The organism is Curtobacterium sp. AB451 (genome assembly GCF_050585845.1).
GTDB lineage: Bacteria > Actinomycetota > Actinomycetes > Actinomycetales > Microbacteriaceae > Curtobacterium.
This window is the reverse complement of sequence record NZ_JBOBQG010000004.1, coordinates 44,986-58,469: the sequence shown is the minus strand read 5'-3', so window position 1 is coordinate 58,469 and position 13,484 is coordinate 44,986. Positions and strand designations below refer to the sequence as shown.

14 protein-coding genes and 1 tRNA gene are annotated in these 13,484 nt (G+C 69.8%); 4 read left to right on the top strand and 11 right to left on the bottom strand.

Annotated elements, in window-relative coordinates:
* Positions 1 to 210: 210 nt before the first annotated feature.
* The 8 genes from ACQXVK_RS10200 to ACQXVK_RS10165 all read right to left on the bottom strand — a co-directional run bounded on the left by ACQXVK_RS10200 (position 211) and on the right by ACQXVK_RS10165 (position 5,430).
* Positions 211 to 1,050, bottom strand: coding sequence for a phage major capsid protein (locus ACQXVK_RS10200; RefSeq protein ID WP_430853487.1), 840 nt, complete (start codon positions 1,048 to 1,050; stop codon positions 211 to 213).
* 157 nt (positions 1,051 to 1,207) lie between these two features.
* The gene (locus ACQXVK_RS10195) at positions 1,208 to 1,666 is read right to left on the bottom strand and encodes a hypothetical protein (protein WP_430853486.1); all 459 of its coding nucleotides are present in this window, start codon (positions 1,664 to 1,666) and stop codon (positions 1,208 to 1,210) included.
* A 219-nt stretch (positions 1,667 to 1,885) separates the two neighbouring features.
* Positions 1,886 to 2,284 (bottom strand): hypothetical protein, encoded by a 399-nt coding sequence (locus ACQXVK_RS10190; RefSeq protein WP_430853485.1) that lies wholly within the window; start codon positions 2,282 to 2,284, stop codon positions 1,886 to 1,888.
* A complete protein-coding gene (locus tag ACQXVK_RS10185; RefSeq protein ID WP_430853484.1) occupies positions 2,281 to 3,465 on the bottom strand; it encodes a DUF3631 domain-containing protein in 1,185 nt (394 codons plus the stop codon). Before ACQXVK_RS10185 ends, ACQXVK_RS10190 begins: the two co-directional genes overlap by 4 nt.
* Before the next feature lie 689 nt (positions 3,466 to 4,154).
* Positions 4,155 to 4,460: a hypothetical protein gene (locus tag ACQXVK_RS10180; RefSeq protein WP_430853483.1), complete on the bottom strand. Its 306-nt coding sequence runs from the start codon at positions 4,458 to 4,460 to the stop codon at positions 4,155 to 4,157.
* Positions 4,460 to 4,765: a hypothetical protein gene (locus tag ACQXVK_RS10175; protein ID WP_430853482.1), complete on the bottom strand. Its 306-nt coding sequence runs from the start codon at positions 4,763 to 4,765 to the stop codon at positions 4,460 to 4,462. The genes ACQXVK_RS10180 and ACQXVK_RS10175 overlap by 1 nt, the downstream gene beginning before the upstream one ends.
* Positions 4,766 to 4,855: 90 nt before the next feature.
* Positions 4,856 to 5,107 (bottom strand): hypothetical protein, encoded by a 252-nt coding sequence (locus ACQXVK_RS10170; protein ID WP_430853481.1) that lies wholly within the window; start codon positions 5,105 to 5,107, stop codon positions 4,856 to 4,858.
* A gap of 98 nt (positions 5,108 to 5,205) precedes the next feature.
* Positions 5,206 to 5,430, bottom strand: a complete 225-nt coding sequence (locus tag ACQXVK_RS10165) for a helix-turn-helix transcriptional regulator (RefSeq protein WP_430853480.1) — start codon at positions 5,428 to 5,430, stop codon at positions 5,206 to 5,208.
* A gap of 91 nt (positions 5,431 to 5,521) precedes the next feature.
* On the opposite strand from ACQXVK_RS10165, the gene ACQXVK_RS10160 reads away from it, so the two are divergent.
* Both ACQXVK_RS10160 and ACQXVK_RS10155 read left to right on the top strand, forming a co-directional pair.
* Positions 5,522 to 5,788 (top strand): helix-turn-helix domain-containing protein, encoded by a 267-nt coding sequence (locus ACQXVK_RS10160; protein WP_430853479.1) that lies wholly within the window; start codon positions 5,522 to 5,524, stop codon positions 5,786 to 5,788.
* Positions 5,775 to 6,887, top strand: coding sequence for a tyrosine-type recombinase/integrase (locus tag ACQXVK_RS10155; protein ID WP_430853478.1), 1,113 nt, complete (start codon positions 5,775 to 5,777; stop codon positions 6,885 to 6,887). The genes ACQXVK_RS10160 and ACQXVK_RS10155 overlap by 14 nt, the downstream gene beginning before the upstream one ends.
* Before the next feature lie 58 nt (positions 6,888 to 6,945).
* On the opposite strand, the gene ACQXVK_RS10150 is transcribed toward ACQXVK_RS10155, so the two are convergent.
* The 3 genes from ACQXVK_RS10150 to ACQXVK_RS10140 all read right to left on the bottom strand — a co-directional run bounded on the left by ACQXVK_RS10150 (position 6,946) and on the right by ACQXVK_RS10140 (position 9,850).
* Positions 6,946 to 7,035: transfer RNA gene (locus ACQXVK_RS10150), tRNA-Ser, on the bottom strand.
* A 533-nt stretch (positions 7,036 to 7,568) separates the two neighbouring features.
* Entirely contained in the window at positions 7,569 to 8,243 is a 675-nt protein-coding gene (locus ACQXVK_RS10145; protein WP_402267458.1) for a GntR family transcriptional regulator, read from the bottom strand.
* A 149-nt stretch (positions 8,244 to 8,392) separates the two neighbouring features.
* Complete coding sequence (locus ACQXVK_RS10140) at positions 8,393 to 9,850, bottom strand: MFS transporter (RefSeq protein ID WP_430853477.1); 1,458 nt, start codon at positions 9,848 to 9,850, stop codon at positions 8,393 to 8,395.
* Between the two features lie 212 nt (positions 9,851 to 10,062).
* On the opposite strand from ACQXVK_RS10140, the gene ACQXVK_RS10135 reads away from it, so the two are divergent.
* Positions 10,063 to 11,448 carry a magnesium chelatase gene (locus tag ACQXVK_RS10135; protein WP_430853476.1) on the top strand — a complete coding sequence of 462 codons (1,386 nt, stop codon included), beginning with the start codon at positions 10,063 to 10,065 and terminating at the stop codon, positions 11,446 to 11,448.
* Positions 11,441 to 13,453 carry a vWA domain-containing protein gene (locus tag ACQXVK_RS10130; RefSeq protein WP_430853475.1) on the top strand — a complete coding sequence of 671 codons (2,013 nt, stop codon included), beginning with the start codon at positions 11,441 to 11,443 and terminating at the stop codon, positions 13,451 to 13,453. Before ACQXVK_RS10135 ends, ACQXVK_RS10130 begins: the two co-directional genes overlap by 8 nt.
* The last annotated feature ends 31 nt before the right edge of the window (positions 13,454 to 13,484 follow it).

Here is a 13,484-nt window from a genome sequence, read left to right as displayed (position 1 = left end):
CCGAGCGTGCGGGGTGGGCGTGTGCTGCCTACCCCTGCTGTGCCTCGTGCGTGAGGCTGATGTGTGCGCGTGCATGGTGGCTGCTGCTGTGCGCGGCTGCCCTGCACGCGGTGGTGGGTGGGGTGCCTGGTACCCGGGCGGGTAGCCGGTACCCCACCCGGTCCAGCAGGCGGGCGGGTAGCCGGGTCTGCTGGACCGGGGGTGCCGGGCTTAGGAGCCGAGCTTGATCTTCTGGATGGCCTTGGGCTGGGGGAAGACGAAGCCGGTGCGGAAGGTGGCGCGGATGGCGACCTTGTCGCTGGTGAAGAACACCGACCGGTCCACGTCGAGCGTGGTCCCCTGGCGCAGGGCGATCAGGGAGCGGCTGTTGGGGATGCCCCACACGGTGCCGGCCTTCACAGTGGGCGAGGTCAGCAGCGGGATCCCGGCGATAGTGCGCTGGGTGGGCTTGGTCGGGTCGGGCTGCAGGAGGTCCCGGGCGCTGGTGGTGGACTCCTTGAGCTGCGCCAGGGCGAGGGCGTCGGCCGGGTTCGCGACGAAGCTGGTGAGCTGCGCCCCCAGGGTCTCGGCGTTGAACACGGCGGCGTTGAACGGGTCGAGGTTGGTGAACTTCGTCCCGGCGGCGACGACGGTGGAGTCCAGGGAGCCGATGCCAGCGGGGGCGTTGGCTCCGGTGGCCGCCTCCGAGAAGTAGGCGGCGTCGAGCTTGCGGCTGACGTCGCGGGCGAGGCCGGCTCCGACCTGCTCGGCGACGTCGGGGCTCGAGTCGTCGGCGAGCTCGCGGGTGATGACAGTGAGGCCGGCGAGCTTGTAGTAGCCCGTGGAGGCCTCGTCGAGGACGGCGTCGGAGGCGTTGATCTCCTCGCCCTCGGCGGTCCACGCCGCGGTGGGGTCATCGCTGACGAGCGGGACGCGGAACTCGTGCTCGCCCTCGGCGGTCTGGATGACGGTCGAGGCCTGCATGGCGACGGACTGCTGGGTGACGGGCAGGACGATCAGCTGACCGATCTGCTCCGGGAGGAAGGCCTGGTTGGCGTTGGGGGTCTTCATGACCATGAGAGGTAGCTCCAAAGAGAGGTGGCGTTGGTTCCTCGGGAGGCTCTGCCTCTACCGGGTGCTCACCTGGAGCGTTCGTGTCGACGACAGCGCCCCTGGGCTGACTGTCCGCGACGGGATCAGTCTAGCTCAGGGGCGCTGCGATCGGGGGTTACTCGGAGGAGGCGTCTCCGCGGAGCGCGCCGGCCCAGCCGGTCTGCTCCTTCGGGCCGGTGATCGACTCCCCGACCGCGCCCTGGCCCTCGGCGGAGGAGGTGGCGGGCTTGCCCTGGATGCCGAACGCGGTCCGGGCGTTGCTGACGGCCGCGGTGACGGCGTCGGTGTTCGGGGTGCCGTCCTCGTTGAGGAGGTCGTCGAGCTCGACGCCGGACGCCCAGAGTGCTGCTCCGTTGACGCCCTCAGGCTCTGCGAGGCGTTCCACCTCGACGCGGCGCATGGTGATCAGCTGCTCCTTCACGGTGGCGAGCTCGGCCTGGGTGTCGCGCAGCTCGCGGCGGTACTTCGCGGCCTCTGCGTTGCCGCCGCCCGCTGCGGGGGCTTCGGGGGGCGTCTGCTGGCCCTGCTGCTGCTCGCCGGTCGTGGTCGTCGAGGTGTCTTCGGTGGTGGTCATGGTCAGGAGTCCTTCCGGTTGGTGGTGGGGTGGTGGTGTAGTTCAGGGCGCGGTCGAGTCGGCGCTGGATCGCTGCGACGTCGGCTCGGAGGTCGCGGAGCACGGTGTTCTGTCGAGCGATGATGTTCTTCTGGTGACGAGTGCGGCGCACCCACTCGTCGTGACTCACTTCGGTCGGCATTGCTCAGCCTTTCGCTGGTCGGTGGTGCTCTTGCGGGGTCAGCGGCGCTTGGGCCGCCGGCGGCGCTCGCGGTGTGCTGCGCGCGCCGGGCTCTTGGGGTCGGTGGTCCGCGGCTCGTCCGTGAAGGTCATGAGCACGGGTCCGGTGGGTTGGGCCTCGATGCGGTACAGCGCTTCGAGGACGTCGGCTTCACGTTCGCGGCGGACGGTGCCCTCCCAGATGGACGGTTGGGCGAGGAACGCGATGCCGTTGCGGTGCTGCGAGCGGGTGTTGGCGATCTGGTCGGTGTACTCCCGCACGAACAGGTCGTAGACGGCGTTGCACTGCGCTTCGGTGGCGTCGGCGATCGGCCAGCGGTCGATCGTGATGCGGCTGTGCCACCGGGTGCGTCGGATGTAGACGGACGCGCCAGCCGGGGTGCGGAGGTCGGGCTTCATGCCGTGCCTCCCCGTGCCTCGGCGTGGGCGGCGTCGTTCGCGTCGCAGAGCGAGCCGGTGGTCGGCGCACCGCACACCCAGCACGAGTTGGACGGTTCGGACGGTTCCGGCGGTTCAGGCGGTTTCACCCCAGGGGTACGGGGGCCGATCTTGGACGGTTCAGACGGTTCGGACGGTGCTGGCGATTCCACCTCGGGGGTGACCTTGAACTGCCGCCACGGCTTGTCGAGGTCGCTGCGGGTGTACCCGCGGGCCCCGGTGCTGTTCTTGGTCGAGAACACCTTGAAGCTCTGGGAGAGCATCCGACCGAGGCGCTGGACGGTGAGGCGCTTGCCGAAGCCGCTGAGCTCGGACCACTTCTCCGGGTTGTGCTGAACGAGCCGCTCGACCAGGTCGGTGGACCGGGTGAACTCCTCGGCGGTGGGCCAGACGTCGGCGAGGTCACGGAGGACCGTGACCGCGGGGGGCACGTTCGCCAGCCCGTCCTCGCGTTCCTGCTGGATCTCCCGCAGGTCCCGCTCGATCAGGTCGACGGTGGTCGTCGGCCAGCGCCCTCCGGCGAGCGCCGCGACCCGCATGAGGGGTGCCCAGCGTTCCTTGGAGCGTCCGACGCAGTCGGCGGGCATGACGGGTCGGATGGTGCGGAGGGTGTCGCGTACCTCGTCGATCGCCTGGCTGAGTGCTTCGGCGAGGTCGGCGGCGTCGGGTTCGAGCTCTTCCCAGTCGGAGCTTTCCACGGTCCCGTCGAGGTCGGGCATGAGCAGCAGCCGGATGGAGCGGGAGCGGGTGTCATCGGGAAGGTGCGGGGAGTTGCCGGCCATGGCGACGGGGGCGAACGTCGGCATCTCGGATACCTCCCACTCCCCTCCCTTCGAGGGGACCAGGACGGGCCGTGTAGCGCCCCGCTTGTAGCCGCTGTTGATGATCGCGATGAACTCTTCGACACCGGGGCGCTTCGGGTCGAGGGACCGGTCGGCTTCGTCGATGAGGATCGTACGGATGCCCTTGGAGAGCATCCGCGACATGAGCGCCGGGGAGGACAGGGAGGCTGCCTGCACGGGCTTGTGTCCGAGGCGGTAGAGGTGCTCGATCACGGTCGTCTTCCCGCTGCCGGGCATGGACGAGTCGATGATGAGCCGGGGCGTGGAGTACAGCTCGAACGCGGCGTGGGTGTGTGCCACCCAGAGGGTGAGCATGTCGAGGTCGCGGTGGTCGGTGACGCTGATGAAGCGGCCGAGCCAGTCGCGGACGTTGTCCAGGGCTACCCCCAGATTCGAACCGCCAGAACCGGCGGAACCGTCCGAACCGTCAAAACGGACGGGGGTACCCCCTGCGGAGAAACCGCCAAGACCGTCCGAACCGTCCGAACCGTCAGACGCGGGGCTGAGTGAGTCGACCATCCATGTGCTCCTTGGGGTCGTTGGTGATGGGGTAGCGGTCCGTGGCGGATCCGCCCATGTACTCGCGGAGGGCTGCTGCTCGCTGTCGGGCTGCTTCGGCTCCGCGGTGCCGTTGCGCTGCGAGGTGTTCGTCGAGGGTGCGGTGGTCGGGAGAGGGTGGGCGTCGGCACACCTCGGCGTAGAGGCGATCGGCGTCGTGGTTGGCCTGGTCGAGTGCGGGCTGCTGGGAGGCGCGGCCGGCTTCGTAGGCGAGGACGTAGAACTGTCGGAGCGAGGCGGGGAGCTGCTGGTAGTCGACGGTTCCGGTGGCGAGGTCTTCCCCGAGGCGGGTGAGGTACCGTTCTGCGTCGCCGCTGAGAACGATGTGCGCGGGGTAGGCGGGTCGAGGGGCGTTGTCGGTGGCGGGTGCGAGAATGGGATCACCTCCCTTGGTGGCGGGGCCGTGTGCGGACGGCCCCGCCTTTTCTGCGTCAGGGGGCGTTGAACCTGGTCGCCGTCGACAGTGCGTAGTTCACGGCCGACCGGAGCTCCATGTAGTCCTCATGGGATGTCCCCGGGGCGGCCACGGGCGGTGCCAGGAGCGGTCCGACCTTCGCCTCCCCGTGCGGAGCCATCCACACCGTCCACGGGTCCGACTCCTCGACCTTCTCGACCGTCACCGCGGCGAGCGCCGTGTGCACGGTCCGGAACCGGTGCGAGGTGTCCCGTGCCGAGTGCCAGAGCCCGTAGTTCACGCAGCCGCGCTGCCGGCACCGGGCGGTCGTCGTGGGGTCCATCAGACCGTCACCTCACTGCTCGCGTCGATCATGAACTCGAGCTCGAGCTGCGCGAACGGGTCGTCCGCGATGACACCGCGGTTCTGCCGGTAGAAGCATCGGCCCGTCCTGCGGTACGCCGAGCGCCGCCAGTGGTCGGGGAACCGGGCCCACTCCCCCACAGGCAGGAGAGCACAGGCCCGTCGAATGTCCTCGATCTCGCGGTCGGTCGCACCCTGGTAGACCCAGACGACGAACATGCGCTCGGTGGGGATGCGGTGCACTTGGTGCGTCCAGCGGATGACCGTGCCGTTCACAACGGTCACATGCACGCTATTCCGCTGCGCTCGCCGAAACTCGACGGTGTGATCGGCGTACTTCCTCCGCTCCGCGGCGGACGGTGCGAACGAGAACATCTAGCGCACCTCCCAGACCTGCTCGATGCTGAGGCCGAGCACCTCGCGGCACCGTTCGATCGACCATGCGGAGGGGTTGATGCCGAACCAGATGCGCAGAGTCGCGAGGCGGTCGAGGCCGGTCTTCTGGTGGAGACGGATGACACCCGTCCCCTGCCTGCGGGCTTCGGCGCGCAAGCGGGTCGTGATCGTGCGTGCTGCGGAGCGGGCGTCTCGGCGACGGTTGCGGGTGGTGGTCCTGGTGGTGTTCAATCGGTTCACGTCCTTCGAGTGCTGTGCTGGTGCTTGGACTGAGGCCCCGTTGGCGCGGGGCCTTTCTTCTTGCCTGCGGGCCCTTGGCCCGCGCATCGCTAGCCGACCTCCTGCAGCTCGCCGGTCTGGGTCTGTCCCGCGGCATCGATCCATGCCTGCACGTCGGACGCGGCGTAGCGGACCGTCTTCGGGCCGAGCTTGCGGAACTTCGGGCCGCTGCCTCGGTAGCGGAGCTGCGAGAGCGCGGACGGTGTCATGCCGACCCACTCCGCCACTTCCTGGGACGTGAGCAGTCGCTCGCGCTGTTCGATCTGGAAACCCATGCTTGCCTCTCAGTTTCGATTTCTGTGGTGTTTGTCTCGCTTATCGGGACAGTACTCCGCGGATCGACGCAATGCAACTAGGCTGGCCCACATGGACAACGAGCTGGGCGACATCAACGAGGCCACGGCCGCGACGCTGCGGGCGGAGATGGCCGTCCGACGGATCTCTGGGCGGCAGCTCGCCGCCCGTCTGAACATGTCGTCCGCTTCCCTCGCTCGGCTCATCTCCGGAGAGCGCAAGATCGCCGTCGCCGACGTCGGGAAGATCGCGATCGCTCTCGACATGGAGCCGACAGAGCTCCTCACCAGATCGTTCGAGCGCTGGAAGGAGATGAGGGCTGACGATGGCGAGCATTGAGGCCTACGAGACCAAGGCAGGCACGCGCTACAAGGTGCGCTATCGCACCCCCGAGCGGAAGCAGCGCGAGAAGAAGGGCTTCGTTCGCAAGCGCGACGCCGAGACGTACCGGGCGACGATCGAGGTGTCGAAGCACCGCGGCGAGTACGTCGACCCGTCGGATGCGAAGGCCACGATCGGCGAACTCGCGACCGCCTGGCTGGCAGGGCAGACGCACCTCAAGCCCTCGTCCTTGCGGCCCGTCGAGACGTCCTGGCGGGTGCGCGTGGAACCGCGGTGGGGGAAGGTTGCCGTCGGTGCCGTGAGCCACTCAGCGGTGCAGGCGTGGGTGTCGGGGCTCGCCGGCGAGCGCGGCGCGACGACAGTGCTCCGGGCGTACGGGGTCCTGGCGGGCATCCTCGACGTCGCGGTGAAGGACCGCCGCGTCAGCGTGAACCACGCTCGAGGGGTGAACCTCCCCCGGAAGGTGTCGAAGCCGCACACGTACCTGTCGCAGCAGCAGCTTGCGGCGCTGGTGCGGGCATCCGGCGAGCGCGGTGTGCTCGTCGCCGTGCTCGGCTACACCGGGCTGCGCTGGGGTGAGGCGATCGGTCTCCGGGTGCGCGACCTGGACATGCTGCGCCGGCGGCTGTCGGTCGTCGAGAACGCGGTCGAGGTGAACGGGACGATGGAGGTCGGCACACCGAAGACCCACAAGCGTCGCACGCTGGTGTTCCCGAAGCTGCTCGTGCCGGCGCTCGCGAAGGCGTGCGAGGGCAAGGGCCGGGACGATCTGGTGTTCCCCGCCGCAGACGGCTCCTACATGCGGCGCACGAGGGCGTCGAAGGGCAGCAAGTCGTGGTTCGTCACCGCGCTCGCGGAGTGCGGCCTGGACCCTATGACCCCGCACGATCTCCGGCACACGGCTGCGTCGCTGGCGATCAGCTCCGGCGCGAACGTGAAGGCGGTGCAGCGGATGCTCGGTCACGCCTCCGCGGCGATGACGCTCGACGTGTACGCGGACCTGTTCGACGACGACCTGACGGCGCTGGCGGACGGCATCGACGACGCGGCTCGTGCGGCAGATGTGTTCGATTTGTGGGACTCTGCCGCTTCGTGAAACGGAGGAAGCCCCTCCGTTCCGCGTGCTGCTGCGGATCGGAGGGGCTTCTCGTGTGCGGAGACGGAGGGATTTGAACCCTCGGTCCCCTCAAAGGGGACTCCACCTTAGCAGGGTGGTGCACTCGGCCGGACTATGCGACGTCTCCAAGCACTCTCGCGAGCGCTCCCACCACCATACAGGAGGTCGGGCACGGTCTCGACACCGTCCTTGTGCCGAGCGCGCAGTGGGGTCCCCCGAAGTGGGGACGGCCGGAGGTTGTCCGCCCGTACCCCGGTCAATAGCATCGTCGAGGCGCGGCCATCACATTCCGGGTTCCACCCCGTCGCCGCGACACAGCACCGACGTCGCTCCTGGGCGGCGAGCCCGACGCGCGCCCGATCGCGCGAGGCTCAGACCGAGGAGTGACCAGGGGGCGCGGCCCACCACCGCGCCCCCGCTCTCGGTCTGGTGCGGCCCGCGTTCGTCCGGCTCGTTCCCGGCTGCCGGCGCACTCCCGGCTGCCGGCGCGCTCCCGGCTCCGGCCCGCCTGCCGTTTCGCGCTCACCGACAGCTCACGGCCCGGAACGCCCGTGAACTGTCGGTGAGCGCGAAACCGCGGCGCGCGGCAGCGCCCGCCGGCGCGGCGCACCAGCCGCACCAGCCGTCCGCGCGGGCGCACAGGCGCGCGCGCGGGAGCCGTCAGGCGGCTGCCCGGAACCGCTCCGGCAGCGCGATCAGGGCGTCAGCGAGCTCGACCAGCACCGCCGCACACTCGTCGAGCGCATCCCGCTCGGCCGCCACGGTCGCCCGATCCGCCAGCACCCGCCGCTCCCGCCGCGCGACCACGGCGTCGATGCCGTTCGCCAGCGCCACCTCGTCCGTGAAGAACGCGTCGAGCACGGCACGCTGCGACAGGAGCCAGTCAGCACTGACCGCCGCACCGCTCCGGCGCAGCCACCACGAACCGATCTCGACGAACACACCACCCTCGGTCGCGCACGTCCGCAGCCAGGCGACGTCGAACCGGTCCGCACTCCGGGCCGACCCCGCCGAGGGCTCGGTGATCATCGTCCGCGCGATGCGGATGCGCTCGATCATGTGGTCGACGGTCCAGTGCGCGACGACGACCCCGACGTACCGCTGCACCGACACGAGCCGCAGGTTCTCGAGCGGCACGAGGGCTTCGCGGACGGGCGTCCGGGACACCCGCATGTCCGCCGCGATCGTGTCCAACCGCATCCGCTGCCCACGCCGGTACACCCCGCGCAGCACGTTGTCGAGCAGTCGGGCGAAGACGGCGTCGCGCAGCAGACTGCGTCGGATGCCGAGCGGGTCGTCGTCGTCACGACCCGGCCGGTGCTGTACTCGCTCCATGGCGCCAGGATCACGCACGGCCCACGCCGCCGGCTTCGCGAGTGGTCGGACCGTGGACCGTGCGGGACACTGTCGTGCTGTGGAGGACTGCCATGCGAGGACGATGACAGACCCCGCAACTCGGCGCTAAACACTCCGCATACGGAATACTACTTCCGAGCCGTGTCCGCTTCCTTGGTCAGGACCGAGAGCGGTTGGGTGACGTCCTCGAGCCCCTTCCGGGCCGCGTCGACCCCGAAGATCAGCGCCACCACCCCGCCGGCGATCATCACCGCGGAACCGAGCAGGTACCCCCAGAACAGCGGTTCGCGGGAGGACCCGTCGCCGATGAGCGCACCGTAGATCAGCGGGGCGATGGCACCGAAGATCTGCGCCAGCGCGAAGAAGTACGAGATCGCCTGCGACCGGAGCTCGAGCGGGAAGATCTCCGACACGGTCAGGTAGGCGCTCGACGCCCCCGCCGAGGCGAAGAAGAACGACACGCACCAGAAGACGACCTGCACGGTGGCGCTGATCGCGTCGGCCTGGAACAGGAACGCCGAGGTGGCGAGCACGAGACCCGAGACGAGGTACGTCGAGAAGATCATCTGCCGACGACCCCACGTGTCGAAGAACCGCCCGAGGATGATCGGGCCGAGCAGGTTGCCGATCGCGAACGGGAAGAAGTACACGCTCGTCTCGGCCGTCTTCAGCCCGAAGAAGTTCGTGAGCACCAGGGCGTAGGTGAAGAAGATCGCGTTGTAGAGGAACGCCTGGGTGATCATCATCGTCGCGCCGACGAGGGTCCGGGTCGGGTACTGCCGGAACAGCACCTTCACGATCGTCCGGAACTTCACGTTGTCCGTCGGGGTGACGGTCATCGCCTTGGACTGGTCGACCTCCGGCAGCCGGTGCCCGGTGGAGTGCTCGACCGACTCCTCGATCTGCGTGACCGTCGCCTCGGCTTCCTCTTCGCGTCCGTGCGTCATGAGCCACCGGGGACTCTCCGGGATGTGCCGCCGCAGGAAGATGATCGCGATGCCGAGCACCGGGCCGAGGAAGAAGCCGATGCGCCAGCCGATGTTCTCGGCGAAGTTGGCCGTGTCGAGCAGGTAGATGTTCGCGAACGCGCCGAGCGCCGCGCCGCCCCAGTAGGTGCCGTTGATCGCGATGTCGACGTGCCCGCGGTACTTCGCCGGGATGAGCTCGTCGATCGCCGAGTTGATGGCCGCGTACTCGCCGCCGATGCCGAGACCCGCCACGAACCGGAAGGCCGCGAGGAACCAGAAGTCCTGCGCGAGCCCGGCGATGCCGGAGCCGATCAGGTAGATGGCCAGCGTGAGGATGAAGAGCTTCCGCCGCCCCAACCGGTCGGACATCCGGCCGAAGACGATCGCGCCGACGACCTGCCCGATGAGGTAGATGGTGCCGAGCGACGTCACCTGCTGCGTCGACAGGTCCAGGTCCGCCTGGAAGCCGGCGTTCGACACGATCTGGATCTCGAGGCCGTCGAGGACCCACGAGACGCCGAGTCCCACCACGACGCTCCAGTGGAACCGTGTCCACGGCAGTCTGTCCATCCTGGCGGGGACCAGGCTCTTGATCGCCCCGTTCGTCGTGCTGCTCACGAGAGGGGAACGTACGCCCAGATCGACGAGATGGTTCAGATCCGGAAACGAACGGGTTCCGGGCCCGGAGCCGGATCCCCCTAATCGAATCCGGCTCCGATGCCGGAGTCCCAATCATTGCAATTGCTATGAAAACTCACAAGCAGGATGCCGGGAGGCGCGGTGCGGGCCCGCACCGCGCCTCCCGGCCCGAAGGGCGTAGCGTCGGACAGGTGACCCGACCCACCATCAGAACGGTCGGCGAGCTCCGCACCTCTGGCCACGTCCAGAAGACGGTCCGCGCCGAGATCCGCGACAACCTGATCAGCGCCCTCCGTGAGGGCCGCGACCCGTGGCCCGGCCTGCACGGCTTCGAGACCACCGTGATCCCGCAGCTGGAACGCGCCCTCATCGCCGGGCACGACGTCGTCCTGCTCGGCGAGCGCGGCCAGGGCAAGACACGCCTGCTCCGCACGCTGCAGGGCCTGCTCGACGAGTGGACGCCGGTCATCACCGGCTCCGAGCTCGGCGAGCACCCGTACGAACCGATCACGACCGCGAGCATCCGGCGGGCGGCGGACCTCGGTGACGCCCTGCCGATCAGCTGGCGCCACCGGGACGACCGCTACGTCGAGAAGCTCGCGACGCCGGACACGAGCGTCGCCGACCTCATCGGCGACGTCGATCCGATGAAGGTGGCGGAGGGACGCAGCCTCGGCGACCCGGAGACGATCCACTTCGGGCTCGTCCCCCGCGGCCACCGCGGCATCGTCGCCATCAACGAGCTCCCCGACCTCGCCGAACGCATCCAGGTCGCGATGCTCAACGTGATGGAGGAGCGCGACGTGCAGATCCGCGGCTACGTGCTGCGGCTGCCGCTCGACGTGCTCGTGGTCGCGAGCGCGAACCCCGAGGACTACACGAACCGCGGCCGCATCATCACGCCGCTCAAGGACCGCTTCGGCGCCGAGATCCGGACCCACTACCCGATCGAGCTCGAGGACGAGATCGCCGTCATCCGCCAGGAGGCGCGGCTCACCGCCGACGTGCCGGACGCGCTCGTCGAGATCCTCGCGCGGTTCACGCGGGCGCTCCGCGCATCGAGCGCGGTCGACCAGCGCAGCGGCGTCAGCGCCCGCTTCGCGATCGCCGGCGCCGAGACCGTCTCCGCCGCCGCGGTGCACCGCGCCGCACGGCAGGGCGAGGAGCACGCGGTCGCACGGCCGATCGACCTCGAGACCGCCGTCGACGTCCTCGGCGGCAAGATCGAGTTCGAGAACGGCGAGGAGGACCGCGCCGACGAGGTGCTCGAGCACCTGCTCCGGACCGCGACCGCCGAGACCGTCCGCGCGCGCTTCCGCGGACTCGACTTCGCGGTCCTCGTCGAGGCCCTCGACGGCGGCACGATGGTGACCACGGGCGAGCAGGTCAGCGCCCGGACCTTCCTCGAGGGCCTGCCGTCGATCGGTGAGTCCGACCTGTACGACCAGATCGGCGAACGACTCGGTGCGACCGACGACGGCGGACGTGCCGGGGCCATCGAACTCGCGCTCGAGGGGCTCTACCTCGCGCGGCGGATCAGCAAGGAGTCCGGCGGGGGCGAAGCCGTCTATGGCTAGGGCGAACCGGCGCCTGACCCGCGACGCCCGCTACGGGAAGTACGAGGACGGGCCGGACCCGCTCGCTCCCCCGGTCGACCTGGCCGAGGCGCTCGACGCCATCGGCGAGGACGTGATGGGCGGCACCTCGCCCGAGCGCGCCCTCCGGGAGTACCTGCGCCGGGGCGGTCGGGACCAGCGCGGCCTCGACGACCTGGCACGCCGCGTGGCCGAGCGACGGCGTGAGCTGACGGCGAAGCACAACCTCGACGGCACCCTGCAGCAGGTCAAGCAGCTGCTGGACGAAGCCGTGCTGGCCGAACGCGGACAGCTCGCCCGGGACACCGAGATCGACGACGGCGACCGGGCCCTCGCCGAGATGCAGCTCGACAGCCTCTCGCCGTCGCCGGCCACCGCGGTCCAGGAGCTGAACGGCTACGACTGGACGAGTCCGGCCGCGCGGCAGAAGTTCGACGAGATCAAGGACCTGCTCGGCCGCGAGGTGCTCGACCAGCGCTTCGCCGGCATGAAGCAGGCGCTCGAGGGCGCCACGGACCAGGACCGCGAGGACGTCGCCGCGATGATGCGCGACCTCACCGCGCTGCTCGAGGACCACCGTGCGGGGACGGACACGCAGGAGCAGTTCGACGCGTTCATGGCCGAGCACGGCCGGTACTTCCCGTCGGCCCCGCAGAACGTCGAGGAGCTGCTCGACGACCTCGCTGCCCGGGCGGCCGCGGCGCAGCGGATGCGCAACTCGATGACCCGGGAACAGCGCGACGAACTCGACGCCCTCGCGCAGCAGGCGTTCGGCTCCCCCGACCTGATGGGACAGCTCGCCCAGCTCGACGACACCCTCCGCTCGCTCCGGCCGGGCGAGGACTGGGGCGGGTCCGAGCGGATGGAGGGCGAGCAGGGACTCGGGCTCGGCGACGGCACCGGGGTGTTCCAGGACATCGCCGACCTCGACGCCCTCGCCGACCAGATCGCACAGGCCGGACCGGGCTCCGACCTGGACGACCTCGACCTCGACGCCCTCGGCCGTCAGCTCGGGAACGACGCCGTCGTCGACGCGACCACCCTGCAGCGGCTCGAGAAGGCCCTGCGGAACTCCGGGGCGATGCGCCGCGGCGCCGACGGGCAGCTGCGGCTCACACCGAAGGCCATGCGGCAGCTCGGGAAGAGCCTGCTCCGCGACGTCGCCGAGCGGATGTCCGGTCGCCAGGGAGCCCGGGACCTCCGGCGGTCCGGCGCGTCCGGGGAACCATCGGGCGCGACACGGCAGTGGCAGTACGGCGACACCGAACCGTGGGACGTCACCCGGTCGATCACGAACGCGCTCACCCGCACCGCGGCTTCGGGCCGGACGGCCCCGGGGGTCCGCCTGCAGATCGACGACGTCGAGGTGCAGGAGACCGAGGCTCGGACACAGGCATGCGTGGCGCTGCTCGTCGACACCTCGTTCTCGATGGCGATGGAGGACCGCTGGGTGCCGATGAAGCGCACCGCGCTCGCGCTCCACACGCTGGTGTCGACCCGGTTCCGCGGCGACGACCTGCAGCTCATCGCCTTCGGACGCGAGGCCGAGGTGATGGACATCGAGCAGCTCGTCGGCCTCGACGCGATGTGGGACAAGGGCACGAACCTGCACCACGCGCTGCTCCTCGCGAACCGGCACTTCCGGAAGCACCCGACCGCCCAGCCCGTGCTGCTCATCGTCACCGACGGCGAACCGACGTCGCACCTCGAGCCGAACGGCCAGGTGTGGTTCGGGTACCCGCCGGACCCGATCACGATCGCGCTGTCCGTCCGCGAGCTGGAGAACGCCGGACGACTCGGCGCGCAGACCACGTTCTTCCGGCTCGGAGACGACCCGGGGCTGGCGCGCTTCGTCGACGCCATGGCGAAACGCGTGGACGGCACGGTCGTCGCGCCGGAGAACGACGACCTCGGCGTCGCGGTCGTCGGGTCGTACCTGGGGTCGCGTCGCGGCGGAGCGTTCCCCCGCGACGACTGGACGATCTGACGGGAAGGCCCTGGTCAGCAGGGCACCCGTC

What these genes read in the sequence shown, in the direction of transcription:
- ACQXVK_RS10160 (WP_430853479.1), top strand. Translation starts at nt 5,522, where the DNA reads ATGGACAACGAGCTGGGCGACATCAACGAGGCCACGGCCGCGACGCTG.
- ACQXVK_RS10145 (WP_402267458.1), bottom strand. Translation starts at nt 8,243, where the DNA reads ATGGAGCGAGTACAGCACCGGCCGGGTCGTGACGACGACGACCCGCTC.
- ACQXVK_RS10165 (WP_430853480.1), bottom strand. Translation starts at nt 5,430, where the DNA reads ATGGGTTTCCAGATCGAACAGCGCGAGCGACTGCTCACGTCCCAGGAA.
- ACQXVK_RS10195 (WP_430853486.1), bottom strand. Translation starts at nt 1,666, where the DNA reads ATGACCACCACCGAAGACACCTCGACGACCACGACCGGCGAGCAGCAG.
- ACQXVK_RS10155 (WP_430853478.1), top strand. Translation starts at nt 5,775, where the DNA reads ATGGCGAGCATTGAGGCCTACGAGACCAAGGCAGGCACGCGCTACAAG.
- ACQXVK_RS10180 (WP_430853483.1), bottom strand. Translation starts at nt 4,460, where the DNA reads ATGGACCCCACGACGACCGCCCGGTGCCGGCAGCGCGGCTGCGTGAAC.
- ACQXVK_RS10190 (WP_430853485.1), bottom strand. Translation starts at nt 2,284, where the DNA reads ATGAAGCCCGACCTCCGCACCCCGGCTGGCGCGTCCGTCTACATCCGA.
- ACQXVK_RS10200 (WP_430853487.1), bottom strand. Translation starts at nt 1,050, where the DNA reads ATGAAGACCCCCAACGCCAACCAGGCCTTCCTCCCGGAGCAGATCGGT.
- ACQXVK_RS10130 (WP_430853475.1), top strand. Translation starts at nt 11,441, where the DNA reads ATGGCTAGGGCGAACCGGCGCCTGACCCGCGACGCCCGCTACGGGAAG.